The following is a 19,747-nucleotide window of genomic DNA, read 5'->3' as shown; positions in this document are numbered from 1 at the left end:
CATGACCTACGCGCAGGACAAAGGCCGCGGGCTGCCGGCCCCGCAAGCACTGGAGACCGCGGAATTCCACGATCTGGAAGCGGCGGCGGAGCTCTGCGGCATGCACCCGGAGATGATCCTGGAGTATGCGCGGGCGGATCTGGTGGTGCTGCGGCAGGAGGGCGGACTCTATCATCTCGATTGCCGCGCGATCCACCGGCTGCGGCAGATCGCGGTGCTGCGGGAGGAGCGCAGCCTGAGCCTGCGGTCGATCCGCTTCGTGATGGAGTTGATGGAACGGCTGGATGCGGCGGAAGGGGAGTTGCGGGTTTTGAGGGAGAGGGTTTGAAAGGGAAAAGGCGAACAGGAAAAGGCGAACATCGAACGTCCAACATCGAACTTCGAAGGAAAGGCAGGAGGGCACCACGAATCGGACGAATCCGACGAATGGAGGCAGTGGGAAGTTCGGGGATTCTTGGGGGAGGAATTTGATTCGTGGGATTCGCGAGATTCGTGGTGCCTGTCTCCGGGCCTCAACCCCGGCCGCCGGGGCGGGGAGGATGAAAAAACGGTGAAGGGAGGATGAATGCGGGCGCGGGGCTTGGTAAATTCGGGGTAAAGGGGGGCGATAGGTGGAAACACGCGGAGTCCGGTCTTGAGATGTGCCGGGAGTTTTGTTCAATTCCGTGCACGGCAGCGCGCTGACAGCGGCTGGCGGCCTCCTCTTCATCCATACCTCCTCATGGGCTTTTCAGATCTTCTTAGCAGCGGGCGCGGGCCCGGCGTCATCGGCACCTTGATCGCCTTGCTGGTGCTGGTGGGCTTCGGCAGCTTGTACATGTTCGCCTTCGACGAGGGGATGCAGGGCGGCAAGAAGACCATCCAGGCGGTGGTCCGCGACCAGAAGATCTCCATCGACAGCAGCAAGACCGAGATCGCGAATTACCGGAAGCGGCTCGATGATGTGGCGCATCTCAAAGAGCAGCCGCAGGAATTGGACACCTTGAAGGTTCAGGCCGAGCACGTCGCCGCGCGCTTGGCGGAGGTGACCGGGGAAGAGGCCGCTGCCCGCGCCGCCATGGAAGCCGCCGACAAGAAGTGGGAGGACTACAAGGACGCCTACCGCGCCGCCGAGTGGGCCAAGGCGAAGGGCGAGAAGCTGGGCGATGTGACTTCGCTGGCGGGTGTGACCTATCACGACGTGACGGTCCGCGAGGTGAATCACAGGGAGATGAAGATCACCGATTCGACCGGGCCGAAGAGCATCGATAGCAAGCAACTGCCGCTGGCGCTGCAGGATCGCTTCCAATTCGACGAAGTGAAGAAGAAGGCGTTCGTAGCGGAGGCAAACGAAGGCGAGGAGATTCACCGCAAGAAGGTCGAGTATGCGGAGACCTTGGAGAAGCGGGATGACAAGGGCATGCTGCTCGCGAGCCTGAACCGGGATATCCAGAACGCCGCCGCCGCGATCAAGAAGGCGAACGAGGACGTCGAAGGCTGGCGGGTGAAGATCGGCCGGCAGCGGGGTTTGATCAACGCGGAGAAGAGCAAGAAGATCAGCAAGGCACCGCAGATGGAGGCGGATCTGCGGCGGATGCAGGCGCAGTCGGATGAGAACAAGAACTCGATCCCGCGGCTGCAAGGGGTGAAGAACGATCTCCAGAACAAGCTCCGCACGCTGGAACAGGACATCTCTGCCCTGAATGCCGAGCTGCCGAAGATCGCCAAGGAACTGGCGGACCTGCGGGCGGCGAAGGCCCCGGCGGCCGCGACGGCCCAGTGATCGCCTGAGAGGCTGTCTGATCATTCAGAAAGGCAGGGACCTTTCTCCGAAAGGTCCGGCTGGGGACGGCCGCGATCCGGGGTTCCGGGCCGTATTTCGCAGACGAGCGCCATAAGCCCGACCGCCCGGAAAGCGGTCCCTGCCTTTTTAAGACGGCGCAAGGGATGACAAATGGCGCACGTATGGGTGGGCCTGTCTGTTATGCGAAGATTTGCCCCTTTCCTTTTTCTCGCCGCGCTTTCGCTTGCCCCCGGCATGGCGGCGGAGCCTGCATCCCTGCTCGCGAACGGGGATTTCGAGACCCTGTCCGCTTCCGGACAGGCGGAGGGCTGGCCGGCGGATGCCGATGTGACGCTGCAGTCCGAGGGCGGGAATCACTTCCTGCGCCTGAAGAGTCCGCGGCCGGGAGCGCAGGTCATGGCCTATCGCGCGGTGCCGCTGGGCAAGGAGGCGAAGGCGCTGGAGCTGTCCTACCGGGTGCGGCACGAGGGCATCAAGCGCGGCAAGCAGGCGTGGTTCGATGGCCGGATCATGATGAATTTCAAGGACGCCGCGGGCCGGGCGGTGAATCCATCGCCGGGGCCGCCGTCCTTCACCGGCACGGCCAAGGAATGGCAGCAGAAGGCGCAGCAATTCCGCGTGCCGGAAGGGGCAGCGAAGCTGGAGCTGATGTTCACGCTCTTCGGCGCGGAGAGCGGGACCCTGGAGTTCGATGAGGTCCGGCTGGTGGCGATCGATCCCACCGTGATCGACGCCAAGGAGGCCGAGGCTAAGGCGAAGGAAGCCGCACGGATCGCGGCGCTGCCGAAACCCAAGCCGCAGGTGCCGGTGCCCGCGCCGGACAAGCTGCCGCCGCCGCTGAAGGTCGCGGGCAACCGCCTCCACACGCCCGCGGGCAAGGAGGTCTGGCTGCAGGGGCTGGCGGTGCCGAGCATGGAGTGGTCGGCGGGCGGCGAGAATATCCTGAAGTCGATCGAGGTCGGCATCGATGGCTGGAAGGCGAACTGCATCCGGCTCTGCCTCGGCGAGAAATTCTGGGCGGGCACGGGTCCGTGGCAAAAGGACGGCGGCATGGCCTACCGGCAGTTGGTGGAGGATGCGGTGAATGCCTGTGCCGGCCGCGGAGCCTACATTGTGCTGGATCTCCACGCCTACCGCGCGCCTCAGGCCGTGCATGCGGAATTCTGGAAGGACGTGGCCGCGCGCTACAAGGACCACCCGGCGGTGATTTTCGAGCTGATGAACGAGCCGCACGATATTCCTTGGGAGGTCTGGCAAAAGGGCGGGCCGGTGACGGACAAGAAGAAGGGCGGGGATGTGGCGGCGGAGAACAAGGAGGAGCTGGTCAGCTTCCCCTCGATCGGCATGCAGGGCCTGGTGGATGTGATCCGCGGCACCGGCGCGAAGAACTTGATCATCGCGGGCGGGCTCGACTGGGGCTACGATTTGTCCGGGGTGTTAGAGGGCCACGCGCTCGATGACCGCGGCGGGAATGGCATCATGTATTCCAGTCACGTGTATCCGTGGAAGAGCGATTGGCAGGGCAAGTTCCTGGCGCTGGCGGACAAGTATCCGCTCTTCATCGGGGAGGTCGGCGCGGACACGCAGCGCATGGAATTCATCCCGCCGGAGCGCCATGAAGATCCCGCGACTTGGGTGCCGGACATGCTCGGCGTGATCCAGAAGCACCGCCTGAATTGGACGGCATGGTGCTTTCATCCGAAGTCGACGCCGCGGGTCTTGTTGGACTGGGACTACACGCCGACGCCGTTCTGGGGCGTGCCGGTGAAGGACGCGCTGGGTGGGAAGAGGTTTGAGACGAAGAGGCTGAGGTAGCTGCCAGCCTGCCAATTTCCCGGATTGATAAGCCTTTATAGGACTACCCGCAATCATCACGGATTGGACGGATTAGAACGGATTTACGGATTCGGGAGGCATGGAGATTCTCATTGCTGGCAACAGTGATCTCCAGTCCGTGAAATCCGTTCAATCCGTGATCACCTGCGCCACAGTCGAAGCGTCATCTTATTTCTTGGATTTGGTATCAGCTGCGGTGGGGGGGGAATTCGAGATTGCTTGAAAGTCCGGAAAACGGTAGGGTAGGTGTGCAGGTAAGACGTCCCACTGTCCTCTGGTCTTCCTTCACTCTTACAGCCATGAAAACGATAGCGTTGCTTATCGCCGGGATGCTGATGCCGCAGCTCCACGCGCAGGACCCGAAAAAGTCCATCCAGCAGAAGATGGAGCCTCCGTTTGCGGACGTTTATACCACGGCAAATGTCCGTTCGGCGAAGCTGGCAGCGGAGTACACCGCTAAAGCCGCAGAGCTGAACAAGCGCCGCGCCGCGCTCGAGGAGGAGGGCAAAAAAATCGACGCGGTCGAGCTCTCGGAGAAGTACAAGAATTCGCACCATTCGAAGCAAGTTGCGACCTACGGTCCGAACCGGGAGTTTACCGGGTTTAGAACGATCAGGCCGCCCCAGCCTCCTTCCAACAACAACTACAACGGCCGGGTTCAAGCGTTGAGGGAAGAGATGCAGGCATTCCGTCGTGAGACCTCGGCCGAGTTCGGCGCGAAGCGCACCGGGGAGGCTGCTTCAGCGAAATACGTCGCGGCCCGGCAAAAGGCGATTGCCGATGCGGTGGGCCCCGTGACCCCTGCGCCGGTGGCTCCTGCTGCACCGGCCCAGCCGGTGGCCGAGGCCAAGCCCTCCAGCGTCCCCGGCTTCCCCGCGGGCGTGGAGCCTGCGAAGAAGGCCCCGAAGGATCTGCCGCCCGGGATGTCGAAGCGCTAGCGGCTGCGCGGAGCCGAAAAGAAAACCCCACCGGCGGAACCGGTGGGGCTACCTGTTGCTTGCTATTTAGACTGGAAACGGTTCTCAGCGTCGGCGGCGGCGCAGCAGCGCGAGGCCTGCGAGTCCGCCGAGAGCCATCGTGGATGGTTCGGGGACGGCGATGCTGGCGAGCGGCGCGCCGATGACGCCGTCAAGATCGGTGAAGCCCCCCGTGGCGAGATTCACGGTGTAGAGGTTGTTACCGTTGCTGACGTAGCCGATGTTATTATCCGAGGAGATGTCGAATCCGACATTACCGGTAAGCCCGAAACCGAGACCGGAGCCGACCGCGGTCATCACGCCGAATGAGCCGGCGGGCCCGGCACCGTTCGAGTGGCTGTAAAGAACGCCATCCGACCCGATGCTGTAGAGAGTCGTTGCATGCGGGGCCGGGCTGGATGCCCCGGTGTCGAAGGCATTGGTATAGGCATTTCCCACGACGACCACGCCGCCTGGCGCGCCGGAGTAGAAGCCGTCGTTAACCATACCGCCAGCGACTCCGGCGGGAGAGGGCGCAGTGATGAAATCGGGGATCAGCCGGAGGTTGCCGCCGTTGACCAGCGAAAGGCGCATCCGGTCGGCCCCGGGATTGAAGTCGAAATCCTGCACCCCCGTGAGCGCGGAGCCGGGCGTGACCAGTAGCGTGGCGGCCCCCGTGGTGGTGCTGATGCCGTAGGAGTGGCCGGTGGAGGTGATCCCGTAGAGGGTCCCGTTGGCGGCGTGGAAGTCGATGTCCACGATCCCCGCTTGGGAGATCAAGCCGATATCGACCGCAGCGGTGCCGCCCGAATCGAAGCGATAGAGGTGATTGTCAGTGCCGAGGCCGTAAATGGTCGCGGCACCCGCCAGCGGTGCCGCAGCCAGGCAGGCGGCAGCCACGGTGAGTCGGATCTTGGAGTAGGTCATGTGTCGTTGGGGTGGGGAATAGGGTTGGAGACCCCGACACATTATCCAGACCCGCCCTTCCGGCCATTAGACGGCATTACAATATCCGTATGGGGGTATTTGAGCGCTCCGGAGCTGCGGGATGCGCTGCGCGGATCGCGCGCCCCGGCCCATTTGGAGGTCTGCGCCGCCCTCGCTTGGGAGCACCGGGTGGCTTACAGCGAGAAATTGTCCTCCGCCGGGGTCGCGCCGATGGAGATCTGGGCCTCGCCGTTGGCGGAGAGGTGGACCAGGCAGTGGTAGACGTCCTCGGCATCCGCATCGGTCTCGAAGGCGATCTGGCTGGCGGTCTTGGCCTCGGAGACCAAGCGGCTGCGGACCGCGCCGAGCAGGTCGAGGAACACCGCGGCGGCCTTCTTGCCGGCTTCGACGCCGGGCTGGTGGTAGGCATTGACGTTCACCAGCGAGGCGTAGAAGGAAACGGTACGCTCGAAGAGCGCGATCAGGATGCCGAGCTGGAAGGGGGTGACTTCCGGGATCGAGAGCGTGACCGACTTGCGGCCGGAATCGTAGAGCGCCTTGCGGGTGCCGCGCAGGAAGCCCTGCAGGTAATCGGCGGAGCTGTTGCCGGGCTCGACTTCGATGGAGTCGCCATTGCGGCCCTTGCGGACCTCGATGAAGGTGGCGAAGAAATTCGGCACGCCATCGCGGAGCTGCTGGACGTAGGCGTGCTGGTCGGTGGAGCCCTTGTTGCCGTAGACGGCGATGCCCTGATTGACGACCTTGCCGTCGAGGTCGTGCTCCTTGCCGAGCGACTCCATGACGAGCTGCTGCAAGTACTTGGAGAATAGTACCAGCGAGTCCTTGTAGGGCAGGACCACCATGTCCTTCTCGCCCTTGCCATTGCCGGAAGCATACCAGGCCAGCGCCAGGCGCATGGCGGCATTCTTGTCGCCGGGCTTGCGGGTCTCCACGTCCATGGCGGCGGCACCGGCGAGGAGGGCATCGATATCGATGCCCTGCAGGGCGGCGGGCACGAGGCCGACGGTGGACATCACCGAGGTCCGGCCGCCGACCCAGTCTTCCATCGGGAAGCGGGCGATGAAACCTTGCTTGGTGGCGACCTGATCGAGCTTCGAGCCGACGCCGGTCACGGCCACGGCGTGCTTGCCGAAGTCCATGCCCGCGGCGTCGTAGGCGGCCTTGGCCTCGACCATGCCATTGCGGGTTTCCGGGGTGCCGCCGGATTTCGAAATCACGACGACGAGGGTGCTTGCCAAGCCATCGGTGCCGATGTCGGAGAGCACGCGGTCGATGCCGGCGGGGTCGGTGTTGTCGAGGAAATGGATCGGCATGCGTGCGCCGTGGCCGATGGCTTGATCGACCAATTGCGGGCCCAAGGCGGAGCCGCCGATGCCGATCACCAGGACGCGCCGGAAGATCCCGCCACCCGGTGGCTTGATCTGGCCGGTGTGGATCTTTTCGGCGAAGGCCTTGAGGTCGGCGAGGGGCTTGGTGACGGCGTCACGGATCTCAGGGGTGGGTGCGAGGTCGGCCTTGCGCAGCCAATAGTGGCCGACCATGCGGCCCTCGTCGGGATTCGCGATCGCACCGGCTTCCAGCGCGGCGATGTCGGCGTAGGCCTTCTCCACCTTCGGTGCCATCTTCGTCAGGAAGGCCTCCTCGAGGTCCATCAGGGAAGTATCGAGCGAGAATCCGAACTGCGGGTAGCGGATCAGGGTGGCGGCGTAGGTGGACCAGGACATAAGAGAAGGGAAAATTACTAATGGCTAAGCACTAATTTTTAAACGGAGAGGGAGGCTAGGCGTGACCGGTGGGGTGGGCAAGCGGGGGGATTGTCACGGCGGCTTCGGCCTGATGAAACCATTTCAATGCGAGGATGAATGCCGATGCCTTCCGGTATGATTCCGGCGTTTTCAATCGAAGATGAGAATGGAATCCACCTTGTGGTCGCCGAGCTTGGCGCGGCCCTTGAGGAAGCCGAGCTCGATCAGGAAGGAGACGCCGGCGACCTTCGCGCCGAGTTGTTCGAGCAGCTTCAGGGCGGCCCCGGCGGTGCCGCCGGTGGCGAGCAGGTCATCGACCAGCAGGACGGTCTCGCCGGGGGCGACGGCGTCCTCGTGGAGCTCGACCACGGATTCGCCGTATTCCAGGGCGTAGGCGGCCTGGCGGGTCTTCCACGGCAGCTTGCCCTTCTTGCGCACCGGCACGAAGCCCGCGCCGATCCGGTCCGCCACCGCGGCGGCGAAGATGAAGCCCCGCGCGTCGATGCCGACGACCTTGTCGATCTTCTGCCCGCCCGCGGTGTCCACGAGCAGGGTGATCGAATCGCGGAACAGCGTGGCATCCGCGAGGATCGGGGTGATATCGTAGAAGACGATGCCCGGCTTCGGGAAATCGACGACATCGCGGATGGCCGAGCGCAGGGAGTCCGGGGAAGGCATGGCGCTTGGTTAGGCGAAGGGGCGCGGGGAGCCAAGCGGGAAAGGGGTGGGAGAAGTTCAGTGACCCGCGCCAAGAGATGTTTCAAGAGCCTCGAAGAGGCGGCAGGGAGATAGCCCCGGGTGAAACCCTGACCTTTATACACAAGTCCGCGCGGCCGTCGCTCGTCACGGCGGCGAGTGGATCACTGCTTGCCAGCACGAGGCCTCCGCTTCCGGCGTGGCACGCGTCATCCGGGCACGCGCGGGCGGGCGGTGCGGCTGAGCCGCCCGCCTTCCTCCGGGGCCCTTTCACTCGTCGTGAAAGGCGCGCCACGCGCACGCGAAGTCCCTCACCCGAGCCAGCCCCTGCCACAGGGATTGTGCACCGGGCGGCCCGTCGCCCTTGCGCCCGAGGTGGCCGCCGAGCTTGCCGACGATGCGGATGAACTCGGCAAGCGACGGCTCGCCCGCCGCCTTGTCGCGTTTGGCCACGGCGCACGCCGATCGCCACTCGGCTTCCTCGAACACGCTGCCGCAGGGCAAGTCGGGGACCACGCGCCCGAGATGAGTCAGGTAAAGGATCCGCCACGCGACCACCAGATGGATCGCCAGCGCGTTGCACAGCGCCTGCCCGCTCTTGAGCTGGATGCGTTCCACCCGGCAGCCGGTCTTGAGGACCCTATGGAAGACCTCGATGTCCCAGCGCCGCCGGTAAAGCCCGATGATCTCCAGCGCTTCTTCAAGGGTCGCCACCGGCTTGCTGGTCAACAGCAGCCAGCGCACCGGATCTTCCCCGTCCGGCGGATCGCGTTCTTCCGCCAGCACCGCCCAGAAGGAGACCCGCGGCAGCTTGACGCCCTTGCGGTAGGGCGGGCGCGGGGTGACTTCCATCACCCGCACTTCCTGGCATACCGTGCGCGCGCTGCGCTGCGAGGGCACCCGGTTGCCCTTGACCTTTTTGGTGCCCTTCCAGGCCGGCACTTCAAAGGAATGGGTGCCGAGCAGCGGTGCCGCGGCGAGCGCCGCGAAGAGCTTCGCCGGGTTATCATGCAGCGTGCCTGTCAGGGCGCGGTCCTGGTTGGCGCGGATGATCCACCCGGCGCAGGGGCCGCCCCGCTCCACGGCAGCGTGCCATGCGGCATAGAGTTCGAAGATATCGCCCTCGCGGTCGCCCACCGAGATCACCTCGCAGTCCGGCAGCAGCACGGCCACTTCATTGGTCTTTTCATAGCCTTCGACCCAGCGCCGGCTTTCCTTGTCACTACCCGGCCGCCGCTTGTGCGGGACCTTGGCATCGCCAAAGGTGGCGGGATCGCGGATGATCATCGCCGCATCGAGGGTGCCAAGCGGCAGGCCCTCGCCCGAGACCGCGTAAAGCGCGTGCAGGTAGAGACCCTTGCGGTTCTTGTCGTTGAGCGGGCCCAGACCGGTGGTGGCCGTCATGTGCGTGAAATCCAGCTCGGTGGTGTCCTGCGACACCACCACGCGGCGGTGCGCCGCGCAGCGGGCGATGGTGGCCTCGCGGTGCGGGGCCAGCACGGCCGCGGCGGTGACGTCGGGACAATTGAGCAGGCGGTAGGCCGCCGTCATCTCGCCACTGCCGCCGGTGGCGGCGGCAATGCTTTTGGAAGGAAAGGCGGCGAGCGCCGCGGCGACTTTGGGCAAGCGCCGGTCGCGCCGCGTATCCTTCAGATCCGCGTTGCCGAACTCGCCTGTAATGTCGTCAGCCACGCCAAAAATCCAACAGCGCGTGCATTGTGCAGGGCTTCAAACACTCGTACAGATTTATTTCCCGCAAACTGCACCGGCGGATTTCATGCCGGAGCGCGGACTTGTGTATAAAGGTCAGGGTGAAACCCGGGGTTTGCGATGATAGCGCAGAGGCCCCCTGAATTGGGGGCGAGGAGGCTTGTTTCATCGGGACGTGTCGGCATTGACCGAGCTCCCGGTCCCCCTTCAGGGGACGTTCGATCGTATGGCGTGACCCTATCTCCCGGCCGCCCCTTCGGGGCTGAAGAGCTTCAGCGGGCCTTGGTGATCTTATTGCCGACCAGCTTGCCGCTCTTCTCTTCCTCGAGCCACACGGATTCGGAGCCCTTCTCCAAGATGCCTTTCACGCGGTATTCGCCGCCGGCCTTGGGAGTGAAGGAAAGATCCCCGCTGACGTGGCGGGCGCCGCCGATCATGCTATCGACGAGTGCGGGGCCGTCCGCGGCGTAGATGGTGCTGCCGGTCAGGGTGAGGGTGACCGGCTTCGGCAGAACCTGCACCTGCGGCTCCCTCACGGCGAGCACCGGGCCGCCGCCGGTGGGAGTGGCGACCGCGCCGCGGCCTGCAATCTCCAGTCCATCCACCTTGGTCACCCTGAAGGACTGGCCCTTGAAGACATTGCCCTGGGCCGCGGTGCCGCGGATGGTGGCGACCGGACCGCTATAGCCTTCCGGGAGGTTGTGGTATTTCACACAACTCGGGAGAGAGGCGAAGGCGAGTCCGGCTGCGGCGAGTTTCAGGCTACGGGAGAAGTTCATGCGGGCCGTTCTCTGCGCGGAGCGAAAAGATCTGTCAACACAGACACGCCGGCTCGGTTCACGGACAGACAAGCGGGAAAGGGGGCAGGCATCAGCCGGGCTGCCAGGGGCTTTTTGTCGAAATTCGCGGGTGGATTGCCATGGCGTGCGATTGCTGATATCCTGCCCTCGTGATCGCAATCGACCTAGATCCGGACATTGAACGCCGGCTGGCGCTTCTGGCGGAGAAAAGCGGCCAGACGAAGGACTTCCATGCGAAGGAGGCCATTCTGGAACATATCGAGGATTTAGAGGACGAGTATGAGGCCTTGGAGCGCCTCCAGAATCCGGGCCCAACCTTCTCTGCCGAGGAAGCAAAGCGTGAGCTGGGCTTATAGATTCGATGCCCGTGCGTTGAAAGAACTCAAGAAATTGGGACCTCAGGCGCAGCGGCTTATTGTGAATTACTTCGACGAGCGGCTCGTTGAAGGTGCTGACCCACGTTCCGTCGGAAAAGCATTGAAGGGGCCGCTTGCCGGGCTTTGGCGCTACCGAATCGCAGACTACCGAGCGATCTGCTCGGTTCATGACAGCCAATTGGTCATCTTGGTCCTCAAAGTCGGCCACCGGCGGGACGTCTACGATTGATTGAGGGCTTGCGCACACGGCAATTGAGCGCCAAGGGAGGGGCGTGGACCGCTGGTTTCTCATCGCTGCGACCGCCCTCGCTGCCGCGGGCGGGATTACCGGTATGCTGTCCGTCCATCAAGGAACGCGCAGCCGCTGGACGGTGATCTGGATGATTGCGGCCTTCGCGGCGCAGATGGGCTTCCTCTATGTGCGCGGTCAGGCGCGGGGGGCTTGCCCGTTGACGGGGATCGGCGAGATCATGGCCTTCCTGGCGTGGTCGTTGACGCTTTTCTACCTGGCGGTGGGGCCGGCCTACCGGCTTTCGCTACTGGGGGTTTTTACGGCACCGCTGGTGACGATTATCCAGATCCTGGCGCTGCTGCCGGGGGTGTGGGATGCCCATCCGATCCGGATTCCGGCGACCGATCCGTGGCGCGAGACCCACGCGGCGATGTCGGTGCTGTCCTACGGCGCGCTGGCGCTGGCGGCGGTGGCGGGGGTGATGTTCCTGGTGCTGGACCGGCAATTGAAGGACCACCACCTGCAATCCGGGCTTTTCCGCAATCTGCCACCGGTGCGGGAGCTTCTGAAATCGGTGGTCCGGCTGCTCTGGATCGGCGTGATTTTGCTAAGCATCGGGGTGGTGGCGGGCTTCATGATGCCGCGGCAGGGCGGCACTGCCCACCTGATCGCCGCCTGCGGGGTGTGGATCGGCTACGCCGTGTTATTGGGGGTGCGGCAAGTTCGGGGCCTGACCGGCCGTAAGTTCGCAGTGGTTGCCGTCCTCTTGTTTGTGGGTTCGCTTTCGGTTTTTGCCCTAGTCTGAATGGAACTCGTCTGTGTCGGCCTGAATCACCGAACCGCGCCCGTGGAAGTGCGCGAGCGCTTCGCCGTGCCTGCGGGGAAGCTCGGGGCCTCGGCCAAGGAACTGTTGGGCATCGCCGGGCTGGAGGAAAGCGTCGTCCTTTCGACCTGCAACCGCACCGAATTCTACATCGCCGGGGAGCAGGCCGAGCAGGCCGCGGTGGAACTCCGCCGCCGCCTTTCCGCCGAGCATGGCGCGGACTCGAATCCGCATTGGTATGAGCACCACCGAATCCAAGCGGCCAAGCACCTGTGCCGGGTGGTCAGCGGGCTCGACTCGATGGTGCTGGGCGAGACCGAGATCTTCGGCCAGGCGAAGGATGCCTACCGCCAGGCGCTCGATGCCGGGGCGACTTCCGGGACCCTGAACCGGGTCTTCCAGCGGGCCTTCGGGATCGGCAAGCGGGTCCGGACGGACACCCGGATCCAAGAGGGCGCGACCTCGGTGGCCGGGGCCGCGGTCGAGCTGGCGGAGAAAATTTTCGGGAAGCTGGCCGGTTGCCGCGTGATCGTGATCGGCGCGGGCGAGATGAGCCGCCAGACCGCGCAGGCGCTCCTTTCGCGCGGCGCATCGACCGTCTTCGTGACGAACCGGTCCTACGACAAGGCGGTGCTGCTCGCGGAGGAGATCGGCGGACGTGCGGTGCACTTCGACGAATGGGCGCCGGTGCTCGCCGGGGTGGACGTGGTGATCTCCTCGACCAGTGCGCCGCATCCGGTGGTGCTGCCGCATCACATCGAGTCGGTGCGGCGGGTGCGGAAGTTCCGGCCGCTGTTCCTGATCGACATCGCCGTGCCGCGCGACATTGATCCCGCCTGCGGCGCGATCGAGGAGGTCTATCTCTACGACATCGACACGCTCGAACAACTGGCCGGAGAGGCCCGCACCCGACGCGAGAAGCAGATCATCGAGTGCGACCGGATCATCGACGAAGAATTGAGCAAGCTGAACCTGCCTGGCACGTGAGCGAAGAAGAAGTCCAACACACCGTCATCGGCACCCGCGGGAGTGATCTCGCGCTGGTGCAAGCCGCCGCCGTCGAACGCGCGCTGTCCCTCGCTTTTCCCGAGCTGCGGCTATCGCGGCAAGTGATCCGCACCACCGGCGACCGTCGCTCGGACGTGCCGCTGGCCGAGGTCGCGAAGGCGGAGGGCACCGACAAGGGGATCTTCACCAAGGAGCTGGAGGAAGCCCTGAAGGCGGGAACGATCGATATCGCGGTGCATTCGCTCAAGGATGTGCCGACGGTGATTGATGCCGGGTTTGAAATCGCGGGCGTGCTGCCGCGCGCGCCGGTCCGCGATGTGCTGATCACGAAGACCGCCGGTGGTCTCGACGGGCTGCCTGCGGGCTCGGTGGTGGGCACCAGCAGCGTGCGCCGCGCCCGCCAGCTCGAGTGGCTGCGGCCGGACCTGCGCATCGTCGATATCCGTGGCAATGTGCCGACGCGCTTGAAGAAGCTCGCGGATGGCTTGTTCGATGCGCTGCTGCTGGCGGAGGCCGGCTTGGTGCGGCTCGGATATCGCATGGCGAAGCCGGCGGTGATCAGCGGGACGACGCTGAATTTCACGCCGCTGCCGGAAGACCAGTTTTTCCCGGCGGCAGGGCAGGGGGCGATCGGCCTCGAAGTCCGCACCGGTGACAAGGCGGCGGGCCTGCTGGTCGCGGGGATCCGCGATAGCCTGACCTTCGCGCGGGTGCTGGCGGAGCGGGAGTTCCTGCGTTTGTTGGAAGGCGGCTGCAGCACGCCGATCGGGGTCTATACCTCGCACGATGGCGAGGTCTTGAAGATGGACGCGCGCGTCTTCCCGGATGAAGGTGGCGAGCCCGCCCGTGCGAGCGCCAGCGGCAAGGAACCCCTGGCCGTGGCGCGGCAACTTTTCGATTCCCTGGCATGATTACTCCCGGCATTTGCTATCTCGTAGGCGCCGGTCCCGGCGATCCCGGTCTGATCACCCTGCGCGGGAAGGAAGTGGTCGAGCGCGCCGACGTGCTGGTCTACGATGCCCTTAGTAGTCCGGTCATCCTCGGCTGGGCGAAGAAGGGCTGTGAGAAGATCAATGCCGGCAAGCGGGCGAAGGATCACACGCTGACCCAGGACGAGATCAACGCGCTGATCGTCGGGAAGACGCGCGCGGGCAAGACGGTGGTGCGGCTCAAGGGCGGCGATCCGATGATCTTCGGCCGCGGCGGGGAGGAAGCGGCGGAGCTGGCGGCGGCGGGCGTGGCCTTCGAGATCGTGCCGGGCATCAGCTCGACCATCGGCGGCCCGGCCTACGCGGGGATTCCCGTGACCCATCGCGACCATTGCTCGCAGCTTACGATTTTCACGGGTCACGAGGATCCGACCAAGGGCGAGAGCTCGATCGACTACGCGCACTTGGCGAAGACGCCGGGGACCAAGGTTTTCGTGATGGGCGTGGCCCGCTTGCGCGAGATCACCAGCGCGTTGATCGCGGGCGGTGCCGATGCGGCGACGCCGATGGCGCTGACGCGCTGGGCGACGACCGGATCGCAGAAGACGATCACCGGCACGCTCGCCACCATGGCGGACATCGCGGAGAAGGCGGACTTCGGGTCGCCGGCGGTCGCGGTGATCGGCGGGGTGGTGACGGAGCGGGAGAAGATCAATTGGTTCGAGACGAAGCCTCTGTTCGGGAAGAAGATCGTGGTGACGCGCACCCGCGAGCAGGCGGGAGCCCTGAGCAGCGGCCTCGCCGAACTGGGCGCGGATGTCGTCGAACTGCCGACGATCCGGATCGAGTATCCGGACGACCGCGTGGGCTTTGCCGAAGGCGTGACGCATGCGCACGAGTATGACTGGTTGGTCTTCTCCAGTCCGAACGGCGTGGAGAAGTTTTTCGATGCCTTCTTCGCGACCTACGCCGATGCCCGTAGTTTGGGAAACCCGCGGATCGCGGTGATCGGCCAAGGGACGGCGCAGAAGCTGAAGGAATACCGCTTCACCGTCGACCTGATCCCGGAGAAATACGTGGCGGAGGGACTGGTGGAAGCATTCAAGGCCGATTCGATCGAGAACCTGACGATCCTCTGGGTGCGCGCCCAGGAAGCGCGCGATGTGATCTACGACGGGCTGGTCAAGCAGGGTGCGATCGTGGACGAGTGCATCGCCTACAAGACGGTCCCGGAGACGGAAGATCCGACCGGTGCCGCGGCCCGCTTCAAGGAAGAGGGCGCGGATCTGGTGACCTTCACCTCGGCCTCCACGGTGGAGAATTTCTTCAAGCTCGGCCTGCCCTGGCCGAAGAAGTGCGCCGCGGGGAGCATCGGTCCGGTGACCAGCGAGGCCTTGAGGAAGGCGGGGGTAAAGCCGGCTTTCGAGGCGAAGGTGCACGATATCCCGGGGCTGATTGAAGCGGTGCGGGTGTGGGCGGGGAAGTCTAGCTAAGAAGAAGGTGAGATCTGAGAATTCAAGTAGGCCACCAGCACTTCGGTGGCTACATGATCAACCTTCCGTCCCACCTTGTAGAGAAATCCTTTTAGCTTCTGGACGGCGGTTCGTTGCTCCTCGGGTGAAGTGGCGGGATCCTTCAGTCGATCAAGATCCGATCGCAGCTGCAGGGCGACGACGTCATCCTTAATCTCTGCTATCAATGCGAGGATACTACCGTCCTCTTCGGTGTAGTCGATGCCGCCATTGATGATGGAGCCAATTGAGGCCTTCGCGTTTTGAGATATAGCTCCAGCGGTGAGATTTATCGTAACTGGAGCGGAGTTCCCTACTACACTGAAAAGCGTCGACAAGTGAGTCTCGGAAGGGACAGGCAAGAGGATCCCTTCAGTTGCATCTAGCAGCTCAGCTTCCATTTCCTGTTTCAAAGAAAGGTGCCGCCGCTGGAAGTCGTGTTTCACCTCGAGCCTGAGTCTTCGAAAGGAACGAGCGAATTTTGCCACGATGAAAGCTACATCTCCCTTCGGCGCGCCGGAATGAGCGAGTAATCGTTCTGCCGCCTCGGGCTCGTTTTCTGTCAGGATAAGGAAATTATCGAATCTTTCTGTTGCCCTCTGAAGATCTTCGACGCTTGCAGCGTCGCCCCGACCTTTGAAGACATAGGTTGTTCCTCTGCTGGTGCGCTGTTGGTCAATCGAGAATTCTTTGCCCTCGACGTTTCTTAAGTAGCGGGTGAAAAGTGTCAGGAAGTCCTCCAGTTGTTCACTCTGATAACGACCATGTGGAACATAAAGGCGGAGAAAAACGCCTGCTTGGACATCTTCGATAGCTTCGAACATCCGGATTGTGACATCGCTTCTCTTCTTGAAGGGGAGCACCTCGATGCCTAGTTCCGCCCAGTGATCTAAAATTGCGAGAGCTCTTTTGACCAGAGCTTCATTTTCCCTCAGCCAACCTTTTCGTGCATCGAGCGTCTCGCCGGTAAGAACCTGATTGGAGATCTCGTCAGCGTCCATGAGATCTTCGAGATCTAGGTCTGATAATTCCCAAGGTAGAGGCTCGATGGTGCCCTCCAGATTTTGTTCGTATACAAAAAAGATGGTGTGAGCGGTCGTCAACTCAGCAAAAAGGTCTTCTCTCACGCCGTCATACTCTCCATCCGCGATGAGCAAAAGAGTAGGGGTTGGAATGTACCCGAAGATTAATGCGAGCCGATTTTCCTTCTTCAGATCTCGAATCAGGTCGGCAATTTTGAGCCAGTTTTTGGCCGAGGAACGAAATCGCTTATTTATGACAACGTACCCTTGGCTCTCGATTTTTGCAGAGAGGCCTTCGTGGGCGAAATCACCCAGAACAAGCACGGTGGAGCGGGTATCGGCATCGGAACTCATGGGATGGGCAGATCTGTATGCGTCTTATCCTGAGGGTGAGATGCCTCCAAGTGAATATCGCCCCAGTGCAATCGAAGCTAGGGAAAGGATGCCTTTGTCCTTGCACGGCCCCGTTTCCTCGCAAGAATCGCCGCCCCCCGCGGACGACGGGTTTGACGCATTATGCCAGGGAACGCGAGCTACCAGCAGATCGGCGAAATTTTCGCGCGTTACGATTCCTTCGTGATCATGAGCCACGTGCGACCGGATGGCGATGCCATCGGTTCGCAGCTGGCGCTTGGTTTCGCCTTGGAAGCCGCGGGCAACCGCGTGCGCATGATCAATGACGACGGCCTGCCGGACAACCTCGCCTTCCTGCCCGGCTCGGACCGCATCGAACTGCCGCCCGCCGAGCCGCTCGATGTGGAAGTGGCGATCGCGCTCGACACCGCGACCAAGCCGCGCCTCGGCGAGGCCTCCCTGCACGCCGCTTCGAAGGCGAAGGTCTGGATCAACATCGACCACCACAAGTCGAACCCGGCCTACGGCGATGTGAACCACATCGACTCCAGCAGCCCGGCGACCGGCGAGATTCTCTACAAGCTGATCACCGCGCTGAACCTGCCGCTGCCGGATGCCTCGCGCGATGCGATCTACGTGGCGGTCTCCACCGATACCGGTTCCTTCCAGTATCCCTCGACCACGGCGGACACCTACCTGATGGCGGCCGACTTGATCCGCCGCGGGCTCGATGTGGGGCGCATCAATTCGCAGACCTACGACAGCCATCCTTATCGCCGCGTGCAGCTCACCCGCGCGCTGCTCAATACCCTGGAGATGACTCCCAACGGGCGCATCGCGTACTGGGAACTGACCATGGCGACCCGCGATGAACTCGGCGTGAAGCCGGAGGACAGCGAGGGCCTGATCGACATGATCCGCGGGATCCAGGGCGTGACCGTCGCACTCTTCTTCGAGGAGCTGCCCGACGGCAAGATCCGGATCTCGATGCGCTCGAAGGACCCTCGCGTGGATGCCAGCGAGATCTGCGGCCAATTCGGCGGCGGCGGCCATGCCCTGGCGGCCGGCATCCGCATGGCCGGCCCCATGGCCGAGGCCAAGCAGCGCGTGCTCGATGCGGTGACCCGCGCGATGCCTGCTCATTAAACTTTTCCGCTCTCTGCTCTTCGCTTTCCATACATGAACCGACCGAATTCCGGGCCTCCCGTTGCCAGCGGCGTCCTGCTGGTAGACAAGGCTCCCGACATGACCTCGCACAACGTGGTCGCCATCGCCCGCCGCGCCCTGGGCACCAAGAAAATCGGCCACTGCGGCACCCTCGATCCGATGGCCACCGGCCTGCTGATGCTGGTGATCGAGCGCGCAACCAAGATCCAGGACCTGCTGATGAGCGAGGAAAAGGAATACGAGGGCACGCTCACGCTCGGCAAGACGACTTCCACGCAGGACCGCCAGGGCGAGGTGCTGGAGGAGAAGGAGGTCGCCGCCTTCACTCCCGCGGAGATCGATGCAGCCTTCGCTTCCTTCACCGGGGCCTTCGAACAGCTTCCGCCGATGGTTTCCGCGATCAAGAAGGACGGCGTGCCGCTCTACAAGCTGGCGCGCAAGGGTCAGGAGGTCGAACGCGCCCTGCGCCCGGTCACGGTCATGAAGTACGAGGTTCGTCGTATCGAGCTGCCCGAGGTGGACTTCGTGGTGAATTGCTCGAAGGGCTTCTACGTCCGCACCTACGCGCACGACATCGGCGCGAAGCTCGGTTGCGGGGCGCATCTCAGCGCGCTGCGGCGCACGCGTTCCGGGCGCTTCACGCTGGAGCGGGCCGTGACGGTCGATCAGCTCAAGAATGCGCCGCGGGAAGATCTGTGGCGGAGCTTGGTGAGCCTGGCGGAGATCTCGCTGATGCGGGGAGCATAGTAGCGCGGCTCTGCGAGCCGCGATTGCTGGCGTCCACCCTCGGGGAGAATCGACATCCCACCCCGGGTCCAACCGTCCCTATCCGCGGGACGGAGTCCCGCGCTACTTCACGCCAGATTGATCAGATTCCTCCGCATCTCCTCCGCCACCGCCGCCGGGGTGTCACCGAAGAAGCGCTTGAACTCTCGGTTGAACTGCGAGGCGCTTTCGTAGCCGACCAGGCGTGAAGCGCTGCCGGCGGTCTCGCCTTGGTTCACCATCAGCAGGCGCGCCTTGTGCAGGCGGATGCTCTTCAAATACTGCAGGGGCGGGGAACTGGTCACCGCCTTGAAGTGCGCGTGGAAGGTCGAGACGCTCATGCCCGCCTCGCTGGCCAGCGTGGCCATGTCCATCGGCGTCGCGTACTCGATGTGCATGCGGTGCAGGGCGCGGCTGATCTGGCCGAAGTGGGTGTGCGGCGCGGCCAGGGCGCGCAGGGTCCCGGCTTCCTCATGGCAGAGCACGCGGTAGAGGATCTCGCGCACGATCTGCGGACCGAGGATGCGCGCGTCATCGCTGCTGCCGAGGGTCTCGACGAGGCGCAGCACAGCATCGTAGAGGCGGTCGTCGAGCGGGTTGGCGCGGATCGCCTGCGGCTTGCCCATCGGGATCGGCGGAGCCTTCTCCATCTCCATCATGATCTCCGCGACCACCGCCGGCGTGACGCCGATGGAGATGCCTAACAGAGGCCCGTCCGGCGAGGCCAGGGTCTCGCATTCGAAAGGCAAAGGCACCGAGAGCACCAGGTAGTGGTTCGCATCGTAGCGGAACATCTGGTCGCCCAGATAGCCGAGCTTGCGGCCCTGCGCGATGATCACGATGCTGGGGTCGTAAGAGACTTTGGTGCGGACGATCGGCAAGCTCGAGCGCATGAACTTCACCCCCGGTAGCCGGGAGGGAGTGTAGCCTTCGCCCTGCGCCAAGCCTCCTAACAGATCGACCAGGCGGGTGGCCCGCGGCGGTGCGATGGGTTCTGGAAGATTTCGGCTGCGGCTCGTGCTCATGCGAGGAATAGGCAATGCAATCGGGGGATCCGGCAACATGAATCCGCCCATCCGTAGAAT

At 63.8% G+C, this 19,747-nt stretch carries 19 protein-coding genes; 12 read left to right on the top strand and 7 right to left on the bottom strand.

All coding sequences use genetic code 11. The features are described from left to right. Position 1 precedes the first annotated feature (1 nt). The 4 genes from ABWK72_RS07520 (at position 2) to ABWK72_RS07505 (ending at position 4,557) form a co-directional block, all read left to right on the top strand. Complete coding sequence (locus tag ABWK72_RS07520; protein ID WP_367874172.1) at positions 2-328, top strand: chaperone modulator CbpM; 327 nt, start codon at positions 2-4, stop codon at positions 326-328. A 393-nt stretch (positions 329-721) separates the two neighbouring features. Then, on the top strand, positions 722-1,762 hold the full coding sequence (locus tag ABWK72_RS07515) for a hypothetical protein (protein WP_367874171.1): 1,041 nt from the start codon (positions 722-724) through the stop codon (positions 1,760-1,762). Positions 1,763-1,963: 201 nt separating this feature from the next. Continuing rightward, the gene (locus ABWK72_RS07510; RefSeq protein WP_367874170.1) at positions 1,964-3,598 is read left to right on the top strand and encodes a glycoside hydrolase family 5 protein; all 1,635 of its coding nucleotides are present in this window, start codon (positions 1,964-1,966) and stop codon (positions 3,596-3,598) included. 320 nt (positions 3,599-3,918) lie between these two features. Continuing rightward, complete coding sequence (locus ABWK72_RS07505) at positions 3,919-4,557, top strand: hypothetical protein (RefSeq protein ID WP_367874169.1); 639 nt, start codon at positions 3,919-3,921, stop codon at positions 4,555-4,557. 84 nt (positions 4,558-4,641) lie between these two features. Here ABWK72_RS07505 and ABWK72_RS07500 read toward each other — a convergent pair whose 3' ends face one another. The 5 genes from ABWK72_RS07500 to ABWK72_RS07480 form a co-directional block, all read right to left on the bottom strand. Further along, on the bottom strand, positions 4,642-5,502 hold the full coding sequence (locus tag ABWK72_RS07500) for a DUF4394 domain-containing protein (RefSeq protein WP_367874168.1): 861 nt from the start codon (positions 5,500-5,502) through the stop codon (positions 4,642-4,644). Positions 5,503-5,696: 194 nt separating this feature from the next. After that, the gene (locus tag ABWK72_RS07495; protein WP_367874167.1) at positions 5,697-7,247 is read right to left on the bottom strand and encodes a glucose-6-phosphate isomerase; all 1,551 of its coding nucleotides are present in this window, start codon (positions 7,245-7,247) and stop codon (positions 5,697-5,699) included. Between the two features lie 171 nt (positions 7,248-7,418). Further along, positions 7,419-7,946 carry an adenine phosphoribosyltransferase gene (locus ABWK72_RS07490; RefSeq protein ID WP_367874166.1) on the bottom strand — a complete coding sequence of 176 codons (528 nt, stop codon included), beginning with the start codon at positions 7,944-7,946 and terminating at the stop codon, positions 7,419-7,421. A gap of 288 nt (positions 7,947-8,234) precedes the next feature. After that, positions 8,235-9,656, bottom strand: a complete 1,422-nt coding sequence (locus ABWK72_RS07485) for an IS4 family transposase (protein WP_367870643.1) — start codon at positions 9,654-9,656, stop codon at positions 8,235-8,237. A gap of 290 nt (positions 9,657-9,946) precedes the next feature. Further along, positions 9,947-10,453: a hypothetical protein gene (locus ABWK72_RS07480; protein ID WP_367874165.1), complete on the bottom strand. Its 507-nt coding sequence runs from the start codon at positions 10,451-10,453 to the stop codon at positions 9,947-9,949. 170 nt (positions 10,454-10,623) lie between these two features. Here ABWK72_RS07480 and ABWK72_RS07475 point away from each other — a divergent pair, with 170 nt between their 5' ends. The 6 genes from ABWK72_RS07475 to cobA are packed head-to-tail and all read left to right on the top strand — an operon-like array spanning position 10,624 to position 15,336. Continuing rightward, positions 10,624-10,830, top strand: coding sequence for an anti-toxin (locus ABWK72_RS07475; protein ID WP_367874164.1), 207 nt, complete (start codon positions 10,624-10,626; stop codon positions 10,828-10,830). 16 nt (positions 10,831-10,846) lie between these two features. Next, positions 10,847-11,080, top strand: coding sequence for a type II toxin-antitoxin system RelE/ParE family toxin (locus tag ABWK72_RS07470; RefSeq protein ID WP_367874163.1), 234 nt, complete (start codon positions 10,847-10,849; stop codon positions 11,078-11,080). 43 nt (positions 11,081-11,123) lie between these two features. Further along, the gene (gene ccsA, locus ABWK72_RS07465) at positions 11,124-11,888 is read left to right on the top strand and encodes a cytochrome c biogenesis protein CcsA (protein WP_367874162.1); all 765 of its coding nucleotides are present in this window, start codon (positions 11,124-11,126) and stop codon (positions 11,886-11,888) included. Then, positions 11,889-12,893 (top strand): glutamyl-tRNA reductase, encoded by a 1,005-nt coding sequence (gene hemA, locus ABWK72_RS07460; protein ID WP_367874161.1) that lies wholly within the window; start codon positions 11,889-11,891, stop codon positions 12,891-12,893. Then, a complete protein-coding gene (gene hemC, locus ABWK72_RS07455; RefSeq protein WP_367874160.1) occupies positions 12,890-13,825 on the top strand; it encodes a hydroxymethylbilane synthase in 936 nt (311 codons plus the stop codon). Before hemA ends, hemC begins: the two co-directional genes overlap by 4 nt. Further along, positions 13,822-15,336 carry a uroporphyrinogen-III C-methyltransferase gene (gene cobA, locus ABWK72_RS07450; protein WP_367874159.1) on the top strand — a complete coding sequence of 505 codons (1,515 nt, stop codon included), beginning with the start codon at positions 13,822-13,824 and terminating at the stop codon, positions 15,334-15,336. The genes hemC and cobA overlap by 4 nt, the downstream gene beginning before the upstream one ends. Here the strand turns inward: cobA and ABWK72_RS07445 are convergent. Continuing rightward, complete coding sequence (locus ABWK72_RS07445; protein ID WP_367874158.1) at positions 15,333-16,730, bottom strand: hypothetical protein; 1,398 nt, start codon at positions 16,728-16,730, stop codon at positions 15,333-15,335. The two genes, cobA and ABWK72_RS07445, sit on opposite strands and share 4 nt — an antisense overlap. 162 nt (positions 16,731-16,892) lie before the next feature. On the opposite strand from ABWK72_RS07445, the gene ABWK72_RS07440 reads away from it, so the two are divergent. Together ABWK72_RS07440 and truB are read left to right on the top strand one after the other, a co-directional pair. Continuing rightward, positions 16,893-17,876 carry a bifunctional oligoribonuclease/PAP phosphatase NrnA gene (locus tag ABWK72_RS07440; RefSeq protein ID WP_367874157.1) on the top strand — a complete coding sequence of 328 codons (984 nt, stop codon included), beginning with the start codon at positions 16,893-16,895 and terminating at the stop codon, positions 17,874-17,876. 33 nt (positions 17,877-17,909) lie between these two features. Next, on the top strand, positions 17,910-18,644 hold the full coding sequence (gene truB, locus ABWK72_RS07435) for a tRNA pseudouridine(55) synthase TruB (RefSeq protein WP_367874156.1): 735 nt from the start codon (positions 17,910-17,912) through the stop codon (positions 18,642-18,644). Between the two features lie 107 nt (positions 18,645-18,751). On the opposite strand, the gene ABWK72_RS07430 is transcribed toward truB, so the two are convergent. Further along, positions 18,752-19,687 carry an AraC family transcriptional regulator gene (locus tag ABWK72_RS07430; RefSeq protein WP_367874155.1) on the bottom strand — a complete coding sequence of 312 codons (936 nt, stop codon included), beginning with the start codon at positions 19,685-19,687 and terminating at the stop codon, positions 18,752-18,754. Between the last annotated feature and the right edge of the window lie 60 nt (positions 19,688-19,747).

It is taken from the genome of Luteolibacter sp. Populi (assembly GCF_040801775.1).
In the GTDB taxonomy this organism is placed as follows: Bacteria; Verrucomicrobiota; Verrucomicrobiia; order Verrucomicrobiales; family Akkermansiaceae; genus Haloferula.
The sequence above is the reverse complement of the archived record's forward strand: the minus strand, read 5'-3'. Positions and strand labels throughout refer to the sequence as shown.

What these genes read in the sequence shown, in the direction of transcription:
- ABWK72_RS07520 (WP_367874172.1), top strand. Translation starts at nt 2, where the DNA reads ATGACCTACGCGCAGGACAAAGGCCGCGGGCTGCCGGCCCCGCAAGCA.
- ABWK72_RS07515 (WP_367874171.1), top strand. Translation starts at nt 722, where the DNA reads ATGGGCTTTTCAGATCTTCTTAGCAGCGGGCGCGGGCCCGGCGTCATC.
- ABWK72_RS07510 (WP_367874170.1), top strand. Translation starts at nt 1,964, where the DNA reads ATGCGAAGATTTGCCCCTTTCCTTTTTCTCGCCGCGCTTTCGCTTGCC.
- ABWK72_RS07505 (WP_367874169.1), top strand. Translation starts at nt 3,919, where the DNA reads ATGAAAACGATAGCGTTGCTTATCGCCGGGATGCTGATGCCGCAGCTC.
- ABWK72_RS07500 (WP_367874168.1), bottom strand. Translation starts at nt 5,502, where the DNA reads ATGACCTACTCCAAGATCCGACTCACCGTGGCTGCCGCCTGCCTGGCT.
- ABWK72_RS07495 (WP_367874167.1), bottom strand. Translation starts at nt 7,247, where the DNA reads ATGTCCTGGTCCACCTACGCCGCCACCCTGATCCGCTACCCGCAGTTC.
- ABWK72_RS07490 (WP_367874166.1), bottom strand. Translation starts at nt 7,946, where the DNA reads ATGCCTTCCCCGGACTCCCTGCGCTCGGCCATCCGCGATGTCGTCGAT.
- ABWK72_RS07480 (WP_367874165.1), bottom strand. Translation starts at nt 10,453, where the DNA reads ATGAACTTCTCCCGTAGCCTGAAACTCGCCGCAGCCGGACTCGCCTTC.
- hemA (WP_367874161.1), top strand. Translation starts at nt 11,889, where the DNA reads ATGGAACTCGTCTGTGTCGGCCTGAATCACCGAACCGCGCCCGTGGAA.
- cobA (WP_367874159.1), top strand. Translation starts at nt 13,822, where the DNA reads ATGATTACTCCCGGCATTTGCTATCTCGTAGGCGCCGGTCCCGGCGAT.
- ABWK72_RS07445 (WP_367874158.1), bottom strand. Translation starts at nt 16,730, where the DNA reads ATGAGTTCCGATGCCGATACCCGCTCCACCGTGCTTGTTCTGGGTGAT.
- ABWK72_RS07440 (WP_367874157.1), top strand. Translation starts at nt 16,893, where the DNA reads ATGCCAGGGAACGCGAGCTACCAGCAGATCGGCGAAATTTTCGCGCGT.
- truB (WP_367874156.1), top strand. Translation starts at nt 17,910, where the DNA reads ATGAACCGACCGAATTCCGGGCCTCCCGTTGCCAGCGGCGTCCTGCTG.
- ABWK72_RS07430 (WP_367874155.1), bottom strand. Translation starts at nt 19,687, where the DNA reads ATGAGCACGAGCCGCAGCCGAAATCTTCCAGAACCCATCGCACCGCCG.